Annotated in this window: 17 protein-coding genes and 1 pseudogene; 14 read left to right on the plus strand and 4 right to left on the minus strand. The window is 42.1% G+C overall.

All coding sequences use genetic code 11. The features are described from left to right. Positions 1-151: 151 nt before the first annotated feature. From NSTC731_RS06445 to NSTC731_RS06455, 3 genes are all read right to left on the minus strand, one after another. A complete protein-coding gene (locus NSTC731_RS06445) occupies positions 152-334 on the minus strand; it encodes a hypothetical protein (RefSeq protein ID WP_445630081.1) in 183 nt (60 codons plus the stop codon). Positions 335-522: 188 nt separating this feature from the next. Then, positions 523-1,356, minus strand: a complete 834-nt coding sequence (locus tag NSTC731_RS06450; protein WP_445630082.1) for a hypothetical protein — start codon at positions 1,354-1,356, stop codon at positions 523-525. Continuing rightward, on the minus strand, positions 1,353-1,598 hold the full coding sequence (locus tag NSTC731_RS06455) for a hypothetical protein (RefSeq protein WP_445630083.1): 246 nt from the start codon (positions 1,596-1,598) through the stop codon (positions 1,353-1,355). The genes NSTC731_RS06450 and NSTC731_RS06455 overlap by 4 nt, the downstream gene beginning before the upstream one ends. Positions 1,599-1,970: 372 nt before the next feature. On the opposite strand from NSTC731_RS06455, the pseudogene NSTC731_RS06460 reads away from it, so the two are divergent. The 11 genes and pseudogenes from NSTC731_RS06460 to NSTC731_RS06510 all read left to right on the plus strand — a co-directional run. Next, positions 1,971-2,664, plus strand: a pseudogene (locus NSTC731_RS06460) (ISAzo13-like element transposase-related protein); the annotation flags it as partial. 641 nt (positions 2,665-3,305) lie between these two features. Further along, positions 3,306-4,310 carry an oxygen-dependent coproporphyrinogen oxidase gene (hemF, locus tag NSTC731_RS06465; RefSeq protein WP_445630084.1) on the plus strand — a complete coding sequence of 335 codons (1,005 nt, stop codon included), beginning with the start codon at positions 3,306-3,308 and terminating at the stop codon, positions 4,308-4,310. 778 nt (positions 4,311-5,088) lie between these two features. After that, positions 5,089-5,241 carry a hypothetical protein gene (locus tag NSTC731_RS06470; protein WP_445630085.1) on the plus strand — a complete coding sequence of 51 codons (153 nt, stop codon included), beginning with the start codon at positions 5,089-5,091 and terminating at the stop codon, positions 5,239-5,241. Then, positions 5,201-5,827, plus strand: coding sequence for an L-2-amino-thiazoline-4-carboxylic acid hydrolase (locus NSTC731_RS06475; RefSeq protein ID WP_445630086.1), 627 nt, complete (start codon positions 5,201-5,203; stop codon positions 5,825-5,827). Before NSTC731_RS06470 ends, NSTC731_RS06475 begins: the two co-directional genes overlap by 41 nt. A 5-nt stretch (positions 5,828-5,832) precedes the next feature. Continuing rightward, positions 5,833-7,266 carry an FAD-binding protein gene (locus NSTC731_RS06480; RefSeq protein WP_445630087.1) on the plus strand — a complete coding sequence of 478 codons (1,434 nt, stop codon included), beginning with the start codon at positions 5,833-5,835 and terminating at the stop codon, positions 7,264-7,266. 97 nt (positions 7,267-7,363) lie between these two features. Next, complete coding sequence (locus NSTC731_RS06485) at positions 7,364-8,788, plus strand: glutamyl-tRNA reductase (RefSeq protein ID WP_445630088.1); 1,425 nt, start codon at positions 7,364-7,366, stop codon at positions 8,786-8,788. 40 nt (positions 8,789-8,828) lie between these two features. Beyond that, a complete protein-coding gene (locus tag NSTC731_RS06490; protein ID WP_445630089.1) occupies positions 8,829-9,893 on the plus strand; it encodes an aromatic ring-hydroxylating dioxygenase subunit alpha in 1,065 nt (354 codons plus the stop codon). A gap of 265 nt (positions 9,894-10,158) precedes the next feature. Then, positions 10,159-11,211 carry a uroporphyrinogen decarboxylase gene (hemE, locus tag NSTC731_RS06495; RefSeq protein ID WP_445630090.1) on the plus strand — a complete coding sequence of 351 codons (1,053 nt, stop codon included), beginning with the start codon at positions 10,159-10,161 and terminating at the stop codon, positions 11,209-11,211. Positions 11,212-11,216: 5 nt separating this feature from the next. Further along, the gene (gene hemC, locus NSTC731_RS06500; RefSeq protein ID WP_445630091.1) at positions 11,217-12,203 is read left to right on the plus strand and encodes a hydroxymethylbilane synthase; all 987 of its coding nucleotides are present in this window, start codon (positions 11,217-11,219) and stop codon (positions 12,201-12,203) included. Between the two features lie 114 nt (positions 12,204-12,317). Then, on the plus strand, positions 12,318-13,310 hold the full coding sequence (gene hemB / locus NSTC731_RS06505) for a porphobilinogen synthase (RefSeq protein ID WP_445630092.1): 993 nt from the start codon (positions 12,318-12,320) through the stop codon (positions 13,308-13,310). Between the two features lie 48 nt (positions 13,311-13,358). Beyond that, entirely contained in the window at positions 13,359-14,246 is an 888-nt protein-coding gene (locus NSTC731_RS06510; protein ID WP_445630093.1) for an alpha/beta fold hydrolase, read from the plus strand. Positions 14,247-14,427: 181 nt separating this feature from the next. Here the strand turns inward: NSTC731_RS06510 and NSTC731_RS06515 are convergent, their stop codons facing one another. After that, positions 14,428-14,724 (minus strand): hypothetical protein, encoded by a 297-nt coding sequence (locus NSTC731_RS06515; RefSeq protein WP_445630094.1) that lies wholly within the window; start codon positions 14,722-14,724, stop codon positions 14,428-14,430. Positions 14,725-14,787: 63 nt separating this feature from the next. Here NSTC731_RS06515 and hemF (NSTC731_RS06520) point away from each other — a divergent pair, with 63 nt between their 5' ends. The 3 genes from hemF (NSTC731_RS06520) (at position 14,788) to devC (ending at position 18,587) form a co-directional block, all read left to right on the plus strand. Continuing rightward, on the plus strand, positions 14,788-15,825 hold the full coding sequence (hemF, locus tag NSTC731_RS06520) for an oxygen-dependent coproporphyrinogen oxidase (protein WP_445630095.1): 1,038 nt from the start codon (positions 14,788-14,790) through the stop codon (positions 15,823-15,825). A 240-nt stretch (positions 15,826-16,065) separates the two neighbouring features. Continuing rightward, on the plus strand, positions 16,066-17,256 hold the full coding sequence (locus NSTC731_RS06525; protein ID WP_445630096.1) for an ABC exporter membrane fusion protein: 1,191 nt from the start codon (positions 16,066-16,068) through the stop codon (positions 17,254-17,256). Between the two features lie 155 nt (positions 17,257-17,411). Continuing rightward, positions 17,412-18,587, plus strand: coding sequence for an ABC transporter permease DevC (gene devC, locus NSTC731_RS06530; RefSeq protein ID WP_445630097.1), 1,176 nt, complete (start codon positions 17,412-17,414; stop codon positions 18,585-18,587). Positions 18,588-18,647 lie beyond the last annotated feature (60 nt).

Here is an 18,647-nt window from a genome sequence, read left to right on the forward strand (position 1 = left end):
AAGATGAAAAACTTATATATTATTTGCTTTAATAATTGAGTGATGGCGCGGAATGCCCGCGCCCAAGCGGTCGCTATTTTCGCTCTACTGAGGCCTAGAGAGTATTTTGACTGATTGACAAAATACGCTCGATCTTAACTCTTACGAGAGCTTAGAAAGAGGAAGGAATATTAAAAAATAGTCCTTGGTCGAATTGATCTTTCAAAAAGTCTTCCAGTTCAATTTCGTCGTCATTTGGAATTTGAAACCAAGTCTTGAAGTTGTGCTTCAAGAAGTAGCCGAAAGATTTCCAGCCGAAAAGTTGCTGTCCAATGCTTGTGATTGCGACGTTCATTGTATTTTCCTCAGGTTGTTTGAAGTATGTGATTAAGAATTGGTTAAACAAATTGGCGTTCTACAACAAATGGATAAATTCTGGCAAGCAGTTTTTGTACAGGGGAAGCAGGCAAAGAGATTTTATACTAAATCATCCCGCTTTCTCTGCAACGCCAACAAATTAATCATTGTTTAGCGATATTTGCATTAGCAAATGTATTCAGGAATAGAATTATTCTTACTACAAGCGTCTAATTTGAACTGATTCAATATCTGCTGTAATTCCACTTCTGGTATATACTTCTCCTTAAGCGAGTTGAAGTACAACAGTGCAGTTTCATAGCAAGCGACAGTTATGTTAGTGCGCTCCTCTGAAGTTAGTGCTGCCACTATTTGAACTGTCTCCTCCACATGCTTTACGTCACTACCTAAACAACTGTGCATTCGCAGGCAGCGAGTAGCATAGGTATTAGGTGGTAGTATCGCTTCCACCAGTTGGATATGCTCTGCTTTAATATTCATTGCTAGACGTTCCATCGTATAGCAATACCCAACGCAACTAATTGGATCTGCTGCTTGTACGCTCTGAGTGAAGAAACTCAGCAAAGCCATAGCACTCGGAGAGACAAGTGTTTTTACTACAGCTTCCGCATCATATCCCATCGACTGAATATCAAGCAAGGCGAGGCGATCGTGACCTTGTTCTTCACGAGCTTTTTCTGCTGCCCACTGTGCTAAACTCCAGCGTCCCAATCTAGCAAAGCGCCGAGCTGCTTCTTCCATTAATAGCCCAGTAGAGTGAGTTAAATGGTAGGAAGCGGCAAGTTGCCAGATCCAATGAGAGGGAGTTAAGGCAGGTGGCTTGCAGTTTGGTAATGTATCTTTGGCAGCAGATACTATAGCTCTATCTAGAAGCTTGCGAGTCTCAGATATAGTGTCCCTGTTAAATATCAGTTGGATAAAGGGATTACTGCTCTTTAGACTTAATTCCTTACTTTTGTTAGGTTTGTCGATGTTAGTTGAACGAAATAATAGATTCATGGCAAATTTCTTTCATGGGTTGTTTCTACCCATTCACGAATAAGGTTGTAGAGGATAAAGCGTTGCATAACCTCTCTTTGGGCACAAAGAACTTTAAATTGTATCTTCAGAGACGAGGGAATGTATGCCTTGATATGCGTGATATTGTCTCGGTCTTCATCTAAGGTGTCAGTCGTGAAAGAAGAAGTTGGCCCATCAGCCTTTACCCATTCGCTAATTAATACTTCCAAGACTTCACTCATCTTTAATCCATATTGTGCACAGAGCGCTTTAAACCGAAACTTAAGCGCTTTCGGCATACTACCTTTAATCACCGTATATGCCTCTTGCTCCTCCTTATACATCCAGGTTACAAAAACGAAAGTTCAAAAGTCCTTTGTGATCTAGGGTAAGTTTTCTGAAAAATTTCACCAGTAAAGACTAGTGAAGTTAAGAAAAAAGTTATTTAGTAGTAACAACACTACAAGTATTTTTCTAGAAATTCCAGAAAATAAAATATACAAATATAATAATCATTCTGAAAAAACAGGGAGAGACTGGCGATCGCTAATCTCTCCCTCCCTTTTTGTAGTAAATTCAATGATGATTGGATTTTTGGGTGAACAGAGATGCCTATACAATTAACGGATTCACTGAAAAAGTTATTGAAGGAAACCGCACGGCAATTAAAAGGTGCAGACAAACGTAAATTTATAGCACAAACAGTAGTGGCATTAGGACACGGAGGACAATCTCTAGCGGAGCGAGAGTTAGGATGGAATCGCGTAACTATTAGTAAAGGAATTAAAGAATTAACTACTAGTATTACTTGCGTGGATAACTATCGAAATAGAGGACGTAGTAAAGCAGAAGCAAAACTACCAAATCTTTTAGAAGATATCAAAAAAATTGCCGATTCACAAAGGCAACTAGACCCAGATTTTAAAGGCGAACGAGTGTATACAAGCCTTTCTGCTGGTGAAGTGAGACATCAGTTAATTGAAAAGTTTGGTTATAGCGATCGAGAATTGCCAACTTCAGAAACAATTCGTGTCAAGTTAAATGATTTAGGATATTGCCTCAAGAAAACTGCTAAAATGCAACCTCAAAAAAGTACCCGAAAGAAAGTGACGTAGTTTTTGAGCAATTAGCTATAGGACATCAAGAAAATAAGCTTTAGATAAATCAGGTATTTTACATTTAAGTTAATATTGGCTCATTTACTCGTGGTGGTATAAATCAAGTGCTAACGGTAAATGATGACCATGATTTTACCCAAAAACAAGCATGACTCCTTACGGTATGTTTGTTTTAGAGCTATTTTTATATTGAATAATTTTCACTAATTACTTTCCTAGTCTCCAGTCCCTATTTTCAAGGCAGGTCTATTTACCAAAAATACAGTGTATCTCGCCTGTTTAAATGATTATTATTCTAGCAAATTGTATATTTTATTTTCTGGAATTTCCTAAATATTGAAAAAGCGAAAAAATTAGTACAAGCGTAAATCATCGGTAACAATGTTTTGTCTTCTATCTAAAGAATGACATATTGATTATGTTTAAGTTAAAAATTAGCTAAAAATAACTTATTGTTTAGTTAAGTTAAAATTTTACCAAACAATTGATTTTAAGTGTGACTAGTTACGGTTATTGAAGTTATCCTGTTTTTCTTCTGCCAACTAGGCAATTACTTCTTAATAATTTCTTTATAATTTTCCTAAAATTCTAAATCTTCACTAGTAAAAATTTGGCTAACGGAAAAAAATAGATTACGAAAAGATTTAGGTAATGCGAAACCTAAAAGTAATTAACGCGAAAGGCTAGCTCTTTTCTTTCCAGATTTTGCTACAAAGCAAACATACTTAATCAATGAAACTCCAAGCTGACAACTTGAGAAGTAACTGCCAATTTTTATAGATTCCAAAATTTCTTCGGAAATAATTATTTAGTCACAACGAGGTCATCGTCATGGTTCAAATTCTTGAAAATCCAGCAGTCAAGCAACCACCAATTAGTAATAGAGTTGAAAGTTTTTTGTTAGATATGTTCGATAATGTTTGCGAAGCTATTGAGGAAATAGATGGAAGTAAACTTCACGAACAACGCTGGACAAGAGATGAAATAGGGCAATGGGTACAAGGTGAAAACAGTAACGGTGCTATCTATATCGACAAGTCGCTGCGGAACGGTAATGTATTTGAAAAAGTAGGTATCAACTACGTATCAATGCAGGGTGAGTTACCTCCTGGTGTCACCTTTCGAGGATCGGATGTTGTGATGGCTGACCCAACAACTATAACCCCAGATGAAAAAGGTACTTCTTTCTTCGCTACGAGTACCAGTGTTGTGATTAATGCATATAATCCAATGGTGCCGACAGCACACGTTAACTATCGGTACTTTCAATTGGGTGATGGTACTGAACTTGGTTCTTGGTGGTTTGGCGGTGGAGGTGATTTAACACCAATTTACTTATTTGAAGAAGACGCAGTTCATTTTCATCAAGTACATAAAGCAGCTTGCGACCAGCACGATGCAGAACTCTATCCACGCTTGAAAAAGTGGTGTGATGAATACTTTTATCTTCCTCATCGCAGTGAGTGTAGAGGTGTAGGTGGAATTTTCTTTGACAATTTACAACATTCCGATGCCGAAACTCTACTTTCCTTTGTAAAAACTTGTTCTGAAGCTTTCATTCCTGCCTATTTTCCGATTGTCAAACAACGTAAGGATATGGAGTTTACGGAAGAGCAAAAATATTGGCAGCGCATCAGACGCGGACGTTATGCCGAATTTATTCTCCTGCATGATAGAGGTGTTCGATTTGGACTAACAAGTGGGATTGTAAGTACGCAAAGCGTCCTCAATTGTATGCCTGGAGAAGCGTTTTGGAACTATAACGACCAACCCGCTGCTGATAGCGAAGAGGCAAAACTTCTGGAGGTACTGAGAAATCCCCAAGAGTGGGTATGAAGAAAGGGAAAGGGGTAAAGGGGAAAGGGGAAAGGAAACTCCTGCCCTTTTAAAAGCAGGGGTTTCAAATATAGACACTGATTTTTCTCTCTGCGAGACGCCAAGGGCGAACGCACTACGTGTCTGCTCAATCTTCTTTTTTGTTCGACCTATTTAAAAACACTTGCTCTATACCTTGTGGAGAAAAGTTCTTTATTTGTGCCCTTTCCCCCTTTTCCCCTTCTTGGTAAAGGCGTTAACAGCAGATTTGAAAACATGGCTACCCAAATCCTAATGCCGTTTCACCTGAAGATTGATACAGATTGCAGGGAAATAAGAAAAGTAATTTGGATCGAAAATTGAGTGAAATGGTATAAGAAGCGCCTAAATTTTACTCTTCACATTTATTTAGAGATAGCCTCTAAACAGGAAGTAACAAGGTGTTTATGGAAAAATTGCCGACAAGTATTTGGCTAAAAATTAACAAATCATTTCGTAGGTATAACTCAACTGAAGTCGTCAATTTCAAAACTGAAATTACCAAATTTTTACCAGTTCAATGGTTGAGTTATTTCTCCATTGAACAGCTGCGGGAAGTTGACATTGTATTCCTGTGTATGTTTTTTAGCAGATATCTAGCGTTGACGCTCGTTTTACTATACTTATGGAGTTCTATTCATGCTAGTCCTGAATCACCAAGGACATGCTAGCCCTGAATTAGTCAGGATAATAAACTCCATCTTTGAGCAGGATACCAAAGATTTGATTGACAAGTTTATGTAGTCAATCGGAATAATTTATGAGCAAAAGAGTTGATGGCGATCGCTATCTCCAATATAGCAGCGATCGCCCATTGATTACCTCGTTTTTCCAAGTCATTCAAATTAGTAAAAAAATACGGAGAAGTGCCAATGGACAACGTTATAGGTATTGGCGACATTACCATGAATGATGTGATGCAAATGGATTCTTCCAAAGCAGTGAGTATGTTTAGGAATCGATTTGCAGCCTACAAAAAGCTGGCAGATGAAATTGGAGAAGATGGAGCTTTTGAACAAATGATGTTAGCCTACCCCGCTCATCAAAAGGCGTTCATGGGTGCTTTCATTGACAATACCACCATAGCCAAAGGCTTTACCGATGCAATTCCGATCTTTCGGATCATGGGCTTCAAAATGCAAGTTGTAGATATTTCCCAACCAGGAAAAGATGCTGCACTAGAAATTCAACGAGTTTGTCCGGTTCTGACAATTGCCAAAGAATATGGGCTTGAAAGTCCTTGCCGAGTTATTTGTGAGATGGAACAAGAAGCAACCAGGAGAGCATTTCCTGGGATGAAAGCCGCAATTATTAGTAAACAGGCAGATGGTGACTGCGTTTGTATGTTCAAGTATGAAAGACCTGTCAAAGGGTTAGAAGTAAAGCCACAAAAATCACCCAACTTATTCTCTCATATTCTCGATTTGATTCGCTTGACTCCTAAAATCTTGCAGATTGGGATAAATCTTTTAAAAACGTCTCTTTCTAAAGGATCGTAATTTTTATGAATGGCATCATTCAAGACCTCAAGCATTTGATTGCAGGTGAAGTCAGCAACGCTTCAGAAATTTTGACAGAAGTTTCTCAAGATTTTGGTGGTATATTCCAAAAGTCTCCTCAAGTTGTTGTCACTCCTCAAAACGCTAACGATATTGCCCAAACTGTTAAATATGCCGCTCAAAAAGGATTAGTAATTTCTTCACGTGCTGCGGGACATTCCTTAGGCGGTCAGTCTTTAAACCAAGATGGAATCGTTTTAAATCTGAGAAATCTCGATAAAATTCGAGATATCCAAAAAGAGCAACTTTGGTTTAAAGCTGATGCGGGGACTTTTTGGAATCAAGTAATCGATGCTTGTATTCCTGATGGTTTAGTTCCTCCTGTATTAACCAATTATTTTGGTGTTTCTGTAGGAGGAACTCATTCTGCGGGTGGTATAGGTGCAGCCTCTTTTCTTTATGGAAATCAAGCTGATAATTGTCTTGGTGTAGAAGTTGTAACCGCAGAAGGCGAGATTCTCTGGTGTTCGCCTGAAGAAAACAGCGAACTTTTTAATCACGTACTTTGCGGTTACGGTCAGTTTGGAATTATTACCCAAATTCAGCACAAACTTAGAATTTTCCCCTCTCAAACTCGCACTTATTTACTGTTCTATGACAACCTAGATGCTCTTTTGCATGACAAACGGATTTTAGTAACCGAACAAAGAGTAGATCATCTCGTATCTTTCCCAGTTCCCTGTTTGCAAGGAGTATCCAGAGCAACAGGAATAATGCAACCTTTGATTCAATGGTTTTACACGTTACGAATTACCGTTGAAGCAAATTCTCCTGATGCTATTGATGATAAAGAAATCTTTGCTGGCTTAAATTTTTACCGTCATATCCATACTGAAGACTTGGGATTTGAAAAATTCATCGAACCGATGATTCAAGTAGATAGCAAGGATATCGCTCACCCTTGGATGGATGTTTTTCTTCCGGCCTCATCTGCTAAAAATTACATCGAAACGGCTCTCAAACAGTTGCCTTCTTTTCTCGATATTAGTAAAGCGCAGATGGGCTGCTTTTGCTTGGTAAATCGCAATAACACCAAGCCGATGTTTCGTTTACCGCAAGAGGAAGAACTGATTATTGGGTTTGGAATTTATCCCAGCATTCCAAAATCGCAAGTTCAACCCATCTTGGCTGAATTGAAAAAACTGAGTAATCTGAGTTTAGAAATGGGTGGAAAAAGATATTTAACTTGCTGGATAGATTTTACTATTCAACAGTGGCAAAGCCAATTTGGCGATTACTGGCCAAAAGTTAATGAAATTAAAAGGAAATACGATCCCAAAGGAACATTTAACTCTGGCTTTTTTGAATACGAACAGATTGCCCAACCGAAAAACCAATTTGTTAAGGAAGTTGCTACAAAATCTGCGATCGCAGTATAAGTCACTTCTCAATCATCTTGTTTAAAATCAACTCTAATTCACCATCCATATTACTTGACCGAGGCTCTAGAAGAGGACAAACTTCAAAAGAGGAAACATGAATATTGCACTTGTAGGTCTTAGTCATAAAACAGCTCCAGTTGAAATTCGGGAAAAACTGAGTATTCCAGAGGAGCAAATTGAAAACGCGATCGCCCAACTGTGTAAATACTCTCACATTGAAGAAGCTGCTATTCTTAGCACTTGCAATCGTTTAGAAATTTACGTAGTTGTCAACAAGATAGACCGAGCAGCTGCTGAGGTGACGGAGTTTCTTTGCGAGTACAGTAAACTGCCTTTTTCAGACTTACATCAATACTTGTTTACTCTGCTACAGCAAGATGCTGTTAAACATTTGATGCAAGTTGCTTCTGGTTTAGATAGCTTGGTGTTGGGAGAAGGACAAATTCTGGCTCAAGTTAAACACGCCTACCAATTAGTTCAGCAACACAATCAAGGCGAACGCATCCTCAATCAGTTGTTCAAGCAAGCTGTTACCACTGCAAAGCGGGTGAGAACGCAGACATCAATTGGTACGGGTGCGGTTTCGGTTAGCTCTGCGGCAGTAGAATTAGCCCAAATCAAAGTAGAGAAGTTATCGGCTTGTCGAGTGACAATTGTCGGCGCTGGTAACATGGCTCGGCGACTGGTACAACATCTCATCGCTAAAGGCGCAACTCAAATTTCCATTGTCAATCGTTCCGTCGAACGCGCCGAGGAATTGGCGAATCAATTTAGTGATGTTGGAGTGCAATATTATCCGCTTGCTGAATTGATGTCATTAGTGGCAGCTTCAGATTTAGTTTTTACTAGCACTGCTTCAGTTGAACCCTTGCTTGATAGAGCCAAACTCAAAGCTGCATTGCAACCCGAACAGCCTTTGATGCTGGTTGATATTTCAGTGCCTCGTAACGTTGATGCCGACGTTAATGAGTTGCCTCACGTTCGGGTGTTTAATGTTGATGATTTAAAAACCGTTGTTGCCCAGAATCAAGAAAGTCGCAGGCAAATGGCAATAGAGGCGCAAGCATTAATCCAAGAGGATTTAGAAGCATTTCAAACTTGGTTGCGATCGCGAGAAACTGTTTCCATTATTAGCTGTTTGCGAGACAAAATGGAAAAAATTCGCGAACAAGAGTTAGAAAAAGCTTTGTCGCGTATGGGGTCTGATTTTGCTAAAAAACATCAAGAAGCCGTCGAAGCCCTAACTCAAAGGATTATCAACAAAATTCTCCACGAACCAATGGTGCAATTGCGGACGCAGCGAGATTTGGAAGCTCAACGTCTTGTCCTCCAGGTTCTACAAGTGTTGTTTAATCTAGATACGGCAGAGGTGCAATCTAATGTTGTTGCCCAAACATCCTCTTTATCAATCAGCACCGTAGAGATAGCAGCAAAAAACATCAATGTTACTCAAATGAGACTTGAAAGTATTGAAGTCCATGCAAAAGTTGAAGAAGTTATTGCTCAAAGCGTAACTTAATAAAATCCATGATTCTTAATAGCAATAGCAGGAAGCAAGCATGTTAAAAAACTTCTGGTACGCTTGTGAGTTCAGCGCCGCCGTTACCACAAAGCCCAAGCAAGTTCGGATATTAAATCAGAAATTTGTCTTCTACCGTAACACTAAAGGACAACTAATCGCTTTACAAGATCGGTGTCCCCATCGTGGCGCTGCCTTATCTCTCGGTTGGGTAAAAGATGATTGTGTCTATTGTCCCTATCATGCCTGGAAGTTTCAAGCAGATGGAAGATGTATTAACATTCCTGCTAATCAACCCGGAATCCCTATTCCCAAAAATGCTCGTGTAGATAGCTATCCAATACAGGAAAAATACGGTTTTATCTGGCTATTTTATGGTGATTTACCAGAACAAGAACGTCCGCCAATCCCACCATTGCCAGAATTTGAAGACCCAAGGCTACAGAAAATTTTCTTTGAATATGAACTGAACGCTCACTACACCCGCACGCTAGAGAATGATATGGATATGTCTCACGTATCTATTATTCATTCTAAGTCCTTCGGGAATGGGTTTGCATTAGAGCAAAAAATGGAAGATTACGAGCTGAATATCGGGGAGTGGGAAGGTCACGCTAAAGTTAATGTCCGAGATTATACCAAAGCCAAAGACATTTTCGCCTTTGTCTTTCGCCCATTGAAAGCCAATGTGAAGGTGACTCTGGGCTTTTATATGCCCAATATCACGCGCTTAGTGGTTGACTTCGGTCGTGGCAAGCTAGTTAATTTTACTGTTCACGTTCCTATTGACGATCGCACCACCATTACTAAGCGAATTCAGTTCCGCAGTTTTTTAACTTTCCCTTGGGCCGATGGCATCTTTCAACGGGCAGCTTACAAAGTTGTGATGGAAGATAAGGGAGTTGTGGAGTCTGAATATCCGATGGCAGTCCCAGATAAGTTGTCAGACGAAGTTCACGTTCCTTGCGATAACTTATCTATTGCTTATCGCAAACTTCGGCAAAAATGTTTGGCGATGGGATGGGGTATGAAACCCGATCGAAACCCATCAAACAACTCGAACGGAAATTTAATCCAACCTTCTTCTGTTTTATTGAAGAACTAAATTTAGAGTTTGCATAACTAGGGCGGGCAAGATGCATTGGTGTCACCCCACTCTAACCCTCCCCTTTACAAGGGGAGGGAACTGGATTTCTTTTTCCCCCTTTATAAGGGGGGATTAAGGGGGGTAAAGCGTATGTGGGACAAGCGTTTAAGCTGAAGTTGACAGCCCCACAAGATTGGATTATTTGTTGCCAATGACAAATTTTTGAAGGCAATTGTGCATACTCGGTCTTGAAATGACAATTATTAAATCCAGGGAGAAATACATGGGAAATTATACGTTACTGCAAGCTGCGCGAGGTGAGGTACTCGATCGCCCTCCAGTATGGGTGATGCGCCAAGCAGGTCGCTACATGAAAGTTTATCGAGATTTGCGTCAGAAGTATCCTTCGTTTCGCGATCGCTCCGAAAACCCCGATCTAGCCGTGGAAATCTCGCTGCAACCTTTCCATGCCTTCCAACCCGACGGGGTGATTATGTTCTCAGATATCCTCACGCCGTTGCCTGGTATGGGTATCTCGTTTGATATTCTTGAAAGTAAAGGGCCGATATTCGAGCGACCAATCCGCACGCCAGCACAAATTGAGGCGCTGACTGCCCTCGAACCCGAAGCTTCTTTACCCTTCGTGCAGCAAATTCTGAGGACGCTACGCCAAGAAGTTAACACTCAAGCTACCGTTTTGGGGTTTGTGGGCGCACCTTGGACATTAGCTGCTTATGCAATTGAAGGTAAAAGCTCGAAAGACTACGCCATTATTAAGAAGATGGCTTTTTGCGAACCTGCAATGCTGCATCAATTCTTAGGGAAACTGGCAGATGCGATCGCAGTTTACGCCCGTTACCAAATTGATGCCGGTGCCCAAGTCGTGCAACTGTTTGACTCTTGGGCGGGACAACTCAGCCCTGAAGATTTCCAAACGTTTTCCCTACCTTACCTGCAACGAGTCGTGCAACAGGTTAAGGCAACGCACCCGGATACACCCCTGATTTTGTATATCAACAACAGTGCTGGAATTCTAGAGTTAATGGCGCAATCGGGTGTTGATATCATTAGCGTAGACTGGACTGTAGATATGGCAGTAGCGCGGCAGCGACTCGGAGCAAATATTGGAGTCCAAGGAAATATCGATCCGTGCGTGTTGTTTGGTACTAAAGAGCTGATCCGCGATCGCATTCTCGACACGATTCGCAAAGCGGGGAACCAAAAGCACATCCTCAATCTCGGTCACGGGATTTTACAGAACACTCCCGAAGAGAATGTTGCTTTCTTTTTCGAGACAGTCAAACAACTCAGCTACTCGTCAAACGATCTCAACTAAAAGTTATGACTTCAGTTCAACCCGCTTCATCTCACATCTCGACTCCGGTTCGCACCATCCGCATCGGTTCTCGGAAAAGCCAACTCGCACTCGTGCAAACTTACTGGGTTCGAGAACAACTCCAAAAGCACTTTCCCGATATTTCCTTTGAAGTCCACACTATGTCTACCCAAGGCGATAACATCTTGGATGTGGCGTTAGCCAAGATTGGCGATAAGGGACTATTCACCAAAGAACTCGAATTAGGAATGCTCAACCAGGAGATTGACTTTGCAGTTCACTCTCTCAAGGATCTGCCGACTTGTTTGCCAGAGGGGTTAGCGTTAGCAGCCGTAACAGAACGGGAAAATCCGGCAGATGCTTTAGTTGTGCATGAAAAACACAAAGATAAGCAAATCGATACCCTGCCAGAAGGCACAGTCATCGGCACTTCTTCCCTGCGCCGCCTTGCACAATTGCGTTATCACTTCCCCCACTTTACTTTTAAGGACGTGCGCGGCAACTTAAACACGCGCTTGGCAAAGCTGGATGATGGAGAATACGATGCGCTGATTTTGGCAGCAGCAGGATTGCAACGATTGGGAATGAGCGATCGCATTCATCAAATTCTGCCCACCGAACTTTCTCTTTATGCCGTCGGACAGGGAGCATTAGGGATTGAATGCCGCGCTGAGGATTTGCAAGTACTGTCATTACTCAAAGCAATCGAACACGTTCCCACCCGCGATCGCGTTTTAGCCGAACGTGCTTTCTTGCGAGAACTAGAAGGCGGTTGCCAAGTACCAATCGGTGTTAATACGCAACTCGATGACAATAATCTTACATTAACAGGATTAGTCGCCAGCGTCGATGGCAAACGTCTAGTCAAAGATTCTGTTACGGGTACTGCTAGCGAAGCAGAAAATTTAGGTATTCAATTAGCTCATAACTTGCGGCAACAAGGAGCAACAGAGATTTTGACTGAAATTTTCCAGACAGTCCACCGCAGTTAAGGGCTTGCAACTAAGTAACAGGGGGGAAACAGAAAAATTAAAAGGGAAAAGATTTTTTCGCTCGCCGCTTTCCCCTTTACCCCTTACCCTTTACCCTTTACCCTTTTTAATACTATGTTTCCAATTCATCGCCCGCGTCGGCTGAGAAGCCATCCCCAATTGCGGCGGATGGTGCGCGAAAATGTACTGACAACCAGCGATCTAATTTACCCGCTTTTTGCCGTACCGGGTGAAGCGATCGCCAATGAAATTAAATCCATGCCAAGAGTTTACCAACTTTCTGTAGACAAAATCGTGGAAGAAGCGAAGGAAGTCTACGACCTCGGCATTCCAGCTATTATTTTATTTGGCATTCCTGAAGACAAGGATTTAGACGCAACGGGCGGTTGGCACGATTGCGGCATCGTGCAGCAAGCTGCCACCGCCGTCAAACAAGCAGTCCCAGAATTAATCGTCATTGCCGATACCTGTCTGTGCGAATACACTACTCACGGACACTGCGGTTATTTAGAAGTAGGTGATTTAACCGGGCGCGTTCTCAACGATCCGACACTGGAATTGCTGAAAAAAACGGCAGTTTCGCAAGTCAAAGCTGGCGTAGATATCATCGCGCCTTCGGGAATGATGGATGGTTTCGTGCAAGCCATTCGTTCGGGTTTAGATGAAGCTGGTTTCCAAGATACGCCGATTCTGTCCTATGCTGCTAAGTATGCTTCGGCTTACTACGGGCCTTTCCGAGATGCTGCCGAGTCTACACCACAATTTGGCGATCGCAGAACCTACCAAATGGACTTTGGTAACGGTCGTGAAGCCTTAAAAGAAATCGAACTCGACATTACCGAAGGTGCAGATATGTTAATGGTCAAGCCAGCCTTGGCCTACATGGATATTATCTGGCGCGTCAAGGAAGCAAGCAATCTACCCGTTGCTGCTTACAACGTTTCTGGCGAATACTCGATGGTTAAAGCTGCTGCCCTCAACGGTTGGATTGAGGAAGAACGGGTGGTAATGGAAACATTGACTGGTTTTAAACGGGCTGGCGCTGACTTGATTCTCACCTATCACGCCAAAGATGCAGCCCGTTGGTTAGCAAAACTTGGCAATTAAACTTTCTAGTTTTGATTTCATGTCGTTCGTCTAGAGGAGGAATTTATCATGTTCATTCCACTCGGTTTTGTGCAACGCTCCGTTTTAATTAGCTTGGGGAAGATGGCCTATTACACTAACCAAGGCGAACTTTGGGCAACTGATGGAATGGGCGAGGGCGAAACTTTGATATTCTTCCACGGTATTGGAGGTGGAGCATCTGCCTACGGGTGGTCGAAGGTGTATCCAGCATTTGCAGGAGATTATAGAGTGTTGGCACCCGACTTGATTGGCTGGGGGCGATCGGATCGTCTTGAACAAAATTATCTCCCAGCCGACTACATCGCAATGCTAATTGAGTTCATCGAGAAGACGTGCCAAGCCCCTGTAACAATAATTGCTTCTTCCCTAACTGGAGCATTTGCGATCCGAGCCGCAGTCAAACGTCCCGACCTCTTTAGATCGCTCATTCTTACGCTTCCGTCAGGCATTAAAGACTTTAGGCAATACTATAGCAATAGTTTTTTCGCTCAAATTGCCAGTGTTCCTATTCTCGATCGCGTTCTTTATGCAGGACAAGTCAGCAGCTTTGGCATTCGTGACTTTTTTGAGCGAGTTTTTGCTCAACCCAATCGTCTTTCTCCCGAAATTGTAGAAGCTTTTGTGCAATCGGCGCAGCAGCCAAATGCCGAGTATGCTGCCCTGTCATTTTTACAAGGTAGCTCATCCTTCGATCTATCAGAATACATTCCAAGATTGACAACGCCTACCATCTTTATTTGGGGAAACCAAGCGAAGTTTACAGGGCCGGATGTAGGGCGTCGCCTTGCAAATCTAAATCCACAAGCAATTCAAGCATTTATCGAATTAGAAAATGTAGGGTTGAATCCAGAACTGGAAGTGCCGGAAGTAATAATCGGATTAATTCGCAAGTTTTTGCCTGTGTTAGCGCAGTAAGTTTTTGAGAAACTTCTCTGTTTTTAATGCATAAATCAGATTATGAACTTCTAAACAGATAAGTAGAAGAACTAAATTAAACCTAACTTGAGATTACCGGGTTTCGACTGCGCTCAACCCTCTTCTATTCTGGCTGTCGAGCATTGAGCGAAGTCGAAATGCGTCTCCTAAATAATTGTGTCTACCTACTTAAAATTATCGTTACTCTCTGCATTTGAGCGCCTCTGCGTGAAATTAAAATTATTAATTTCAAACATTCGTGCAAGAGGTTTAATGCATCGACCTGCACCTTGAATGCATCGACCTGCACCTTGAATGCATCGACCTGTACCTTGAATGCATCGACCTGCACCTTGAATGCATCGACCTGCACCTTGAATGCATCGACCTGCACCTTGAATGCATTGACCTGTACCTTGAATGCATCGACCTGCACCTTGAATGCACTGACCTGCACCTTTAATGCATCGACCTGCAAAAATGAACTTTCTCTTTTCCTCAAATGTTCGCTATTAGTAAATAGGAAAAATAGGTATTGCTCATGAACACTACTTTAACTCCTCCAGCAACTCAATCCAAACCTCTACCCCCAGTTGATGCCAAGACTAGGGTGAGCCAGTTCATGCGACAGCTGCAAGACGAAATCTGTCAGGGTTTGCAACAGCTAGATGGCGGAGGCACGTTTGCTGAAGATGCATGGGAACGAGCCGAAGGAGGTGGCGGGCGATCGCGCGTCATCCGCGACGGTGCAGTATTCGAGCAAGGTGGAGTTAATTTCTCTGAAGTCTGGGGTTCTCATTTACCGCCTTCAATCTTGGCACAACGTCCAGAGGCTAATGGACATAAGTTTTATGCCACCGGAACTTCAATGGTATTGCATCCGCGCAATCCTTACGTGCCAACGGTTCATCTCAACTACCGCTACTTTGAAGCTGGCCCGGTTTGGTGGTTTGGCGGCGGCATCGATTTAACGCCTTACTATCCGTTTGCTGAAGATGCAGCTCATTTTCATTACACATTAAAACAAGCTTGTGACGCGCACGATCCCGAATATTATCCAGTGTTTAAACCTTGGTGCGACGAGTATTTTTATCTCAAACACCGTCAAGAAATGCGCGGCATTGGCGGCATCTTTTTTGACTATCAGGACGGTCAAGGTCAGCTTTATCGAGGCCCCGATCCCAAAGGAACAGCCGCATATAACAGCGATCGCGTTGGCATCCCAGCAACCCGCAATTGGGAAGAATTATTTGCATTCGCACAAGATTGCGGTAAAGCTTTTCTACCTGCTTACACGCCAATTGTCAAGCGGCGGCAGTCAATGGAGTATAGCGATCGCCAACGTAATTTTCAATTATATCGGCGCGGACGCTACGTTGAATTCAATTTAGTTTACGATCGCGGCACGATTTTCGGATTGCAAACTAACGGACGCACCGAGTCGATTTTGATGTCTTTACCTCCGTTAGTGCGTTGGGAATACGGCTATCAACCCGAACCAAACACCCCAGAAGCCGAGTTATACGAAGTATTCTTAAAGCCTCAAGATTGGGCAAGCCTGACATCTCTTGTAGTTTAACTGTTGCCGTCAAAACATAAGAAATGTCATTTGTCATTTGTCATTTGTCATTGGTCATTTGTCATTGGTCATTTGTCATTTGTCATTGGTCATTTGTCATTTGTCATTCGTCATTTGTCATTCGTCATTTGTCATTAGTTATTTGTCATTCGTCATTTGGCATTCGTATTTACAAAGGACAAATGACTAATGACCAAGGACAATTTTACTAAAGTCCTCGCTGAAATTTGAAGGATTGACATGAATTTACAATCGCTCTCAAAGCCTTCAACACAATGGATGCTGGCTGTAGTTGTGGCTGGTACTGCTCTTACAGGAATTATCGCTTTCTACGGTGTTTCTCAATCAAAACCAACCAACAAACCTGTTGAAGTTGTGCAACCCAGACCAAAGATTGAGGAAATTACCGCTTTAGGACGGATAGAACCAGCAACAGAAGTCATTAAAGTATCAGTACCTGCTACCTTAAGCAACGATCGCGTAGCCGAACTACTCGTAGAGCGAGGCGGTAGCGTTAAAGCCGGTCAAGTAATTGCAATTATGGATTCGCGCGATCGCTTGCAAAATGCTTTACTGGAAGCACAAGCACAAGTCAAAGTATCCCAAGCAGAGTTAGCCAAGGTGCAAGCTGGTGCCAAATCAGGAGAAATTGCCGCCCAAAAAGCTGAAATCGATCGCCTTGAAGAAGAGTTAAAGGGCGAAATATCTACTAGAGATGCCACTATCTCTCGCTGGCAAGCCGAAGTTAAAACTGCCAATAGTGAGTATAATCGCTATTTCTCGCTTTACCAAAACGGCGCGATTTCTGCTGTGGAAGTAGATCGAAAACAACTAACTCTAGAAACAGCGCAAGCACAGCTTACCGAAGCTAGAGCTAACCAAAATAAGAGTGTAGATACCCTACGGCAGCAAATCGAGCAAGCTAAGGCCAACCTAAATAAGATTGCTGAGGTACGTCCAGTAGACGTGCAAGCAGCTGAAGCCGAGGTTAATAAAGCGATCGCCGCAGTCAAAAAAGCTGAAGCCGATCTCGCTGAAGTTTATATCCGCGCACCTATAGCAGGTCGCATTCTCGATATTAAGGCCAAACCCGGAGAAGTCGTTGGCGAAAAAGGCATTGCCGAACTCGGACAAACCACCTCGATGGAAGCGATCGCAGAGATATATGAAACTGATATTGGCAAAGTTCGTGAAGGTCAACAGGCAACGATTTCCAGCGAGTCGTTCTCTCAATTGCGCGGAACCGTTCGGCTGATTGGACTACAGGTGATCCAACAAGAAGTCACTAGCGGCGAACCTGGAGAAAACCTCGATCGCAAAGTTGTTGAAGTGAGAATTGCACTCGATCCCCAAGCTAGCAAACAAGTTGCAAACTTAACTAACTTGCAAGTACAGGTTGCCATTCAGCCGAATAACAATATCAACCAATAAAAGCGAACAAGCAAAATTAATATTAATTATCAAAAATAATGCAGCAAACAAACCATTTTGTAGAGACGCGATTCATCGCGTCTTCATTTCACCCAAAGATATGTTGCTTGTATTTTGAATTTTGAATTTATAATTTTGAATTGGAGCGAAGCAACTTGACTATATTCGGTAAATTATTTCGTAAAACCCCACTTGCTTGGCGGCAAATGAGCCGTCAAAAGACTCGATTGTTCGTTGCTATAGCAGGAATCGCCTTTGCTGATTTTCTAATGTTTTTTCAACTGGGAGTTAGGGATGCACTATTTGATTCGCAAGTTACTCCCTATACCACGCTTAAAGGAGATTTATTTTTAGTCAATAAACTGTCTGATAACTTGCAATCTATCAAAAGTTTTTCCAGAAATAAACTCTATAAAATAGCAGGTGTTAACGGTGTAAAATCCCTGGCAACGCTATATGTGAGTCAAGCATCGTGGCGAAATCCTGAAAATCTAGCTAGCCGTAAACTTTTCGTCTATGGAATCAATCCAAATCAGCCAGCATTTGACTTACCAGAAGTCAATGGACAATTGAATAAACTGAAGTTATTGAATCGAGCATTATTTGATAGGGCTGGATTGGTTCCTCAGCTTGGGGACGTTCCTAGTTTGCTGAAAAAACAGAATCCGCTTATCGTCCAAACTAACGATTATCAAATTCAAATAGTCGGATTATTTAAGCTCGGTTCTTCTTTTTCTGCTGACGGCAATCTAATTGTCAGCGATTCTACCTTTTTACGACTCTTTCCCCAACGCCAAGCAAACGACATCGATCTTGGTATTATTGATGTAGAATCAAATGCCTCCATTGAGCAGATCCAGGCTGATTTACGAGCCAAGCTACCGGATGATTTACTAGTACTAAACATCGCTGAATTCACTGCTCGTGAAAGTGCATATTGGTCTACAGGCTCCTCTATTGGCCCGACTTTTAACCTCGGTGTCGCAATCGGTTTTTTAGTTGGAGCAGTCATTGTTTATCAAATTCTTTATACTGATGTCTCAGATCATTTGCCCGAATATGCAACTTTAAAAGCAATGGGTTACAGCGATATATATCTAATTAAAGTTATCGCTCAAGAAGCGTTTATTTTAGCGGTTTTGGGGTTTCTTCCAGGTTTTTTGCTCTCAAGTGGATTTTACATTTTTTTTCAATCCGTGACGTTTTTACCGACTGCAATGAAATTAGCTCGTGCGGTAACTGTGTTAGTGTTGACATTCGTTATGTGTATTGGAGCAGGAGCGATCGCTATGCAAAAATTACGAGCAGCCGATCCAGCTGATATCTTCTAAGTTTTGAGTTGAAGTTTAGTAAAATACCGCATCCAAAACTCATAGTTTTCGAGAACGAAA

Source organism: Nostoc sp. DSM 114167 (assembly GCF_052692655.1).

Bases quoted from the DNA above. Each gene is read 5' to 3' on its own strand.
- hemB (WP_445630092.1), top strand. From the start codon at position 12,318: ATGTTTCCAATTCATCGCCCGCGTCGGCTGAGAAGCCATCCCCAATTG.
- hemF (WP_445630095.1), top strand. From the start codon at position 14,788: ATGAACACTACTTTAACTCCTCCAGCAACTCAATCCAAACCTCTACCC.
- NSTC731_RS06445 (WP_445630081.1), bottom strand. From the start codon at position 334: ATGAACGTCGCAATCACAAGCATTGGACAGCAACTTTTCGGCTGGAAA.
- NSTC731_RS06470 (WP_445630085.1), top strand. From the start codon at position 5,089: ATGAGCAAAAGAGTTGATGGCGATCGCTATCTCCAATATAGCAGCGAT.
- NSTC731_RS06480 (WP_445630087.1), top strand. From the start codon at position 5,833: ATGAATGGCATCATTCAAGACCTCAAGCATTTGATTGCAGGTGAAGTC.
- hemF (WP_445630084.1), top strand. From the start codon at position 3,306: ATGGTTCAAATTCTTGAAAATCCAGCAGTCAAGCAACCACCAATTAGT.
- NSTC731_RS06490 (WP_445630089.1), top strand. From the start codon at position 8,829: ATGTTAAAAAACTTCTGGTACGCTTGTGAGTTCAGCGCCGCCGTTACC.
- NSTC731_RS06485 (WP_445630088.1), top strand. From the start codon at position 7,364: ATGAATATTGCACTTGTAGGTCTTAGTCATAAAACAGCTCCAGTTGAA.
- NSTC731_RS06475 (WP_445630086.1), top strand. From the start codon at position 5,201: ATGGACAACGTTATAGGTATTGGCGACATTACCATGAATGATGTGATG.
- NSTC731_RS06510 (WP_445630093.1), top strand. From the start codon at position 13,359: ATGTTCATTCCACTCGGTTTTGTGCAACGCTCCGTTTTAATTAGCTTG.
- NSTC731_RS06525 (WP_445630096.1), top strand. From the start codon at position 16,066: ATGAATTTACAATCGCTCTCAAAGCCTTCAACACAATGGATGCTGGCT.
- NSTC731_RS06450 (WP_445630082.1), bottom strand. From the start codon at position 1,356: ATGAATCTATTATTTCGTTCAACTAACATCGACAAACCTAACAAAAGT.
- hemC (WP_445630091.1), top strand. From the start codon at position 11,217: ATGACTTCAGTTCAACCCGCTTCATCTCACATCTCGACTCCGGTTCGC.
- NSTC731_RS06455 (WP_445630083.1), bottom strand. From the start codon at position 1,598: ATGAGTGAAGTCTTGGAAGTATTAATTAGCGAATGGGTAAAGGCTGAT.
- hemE (WP_445630090.1), top strand. From the start codon at position 10,159: ATGGGAAATTATACGTTACTGCAAGCTGCGCGAGGTGAGGTACTCGAT.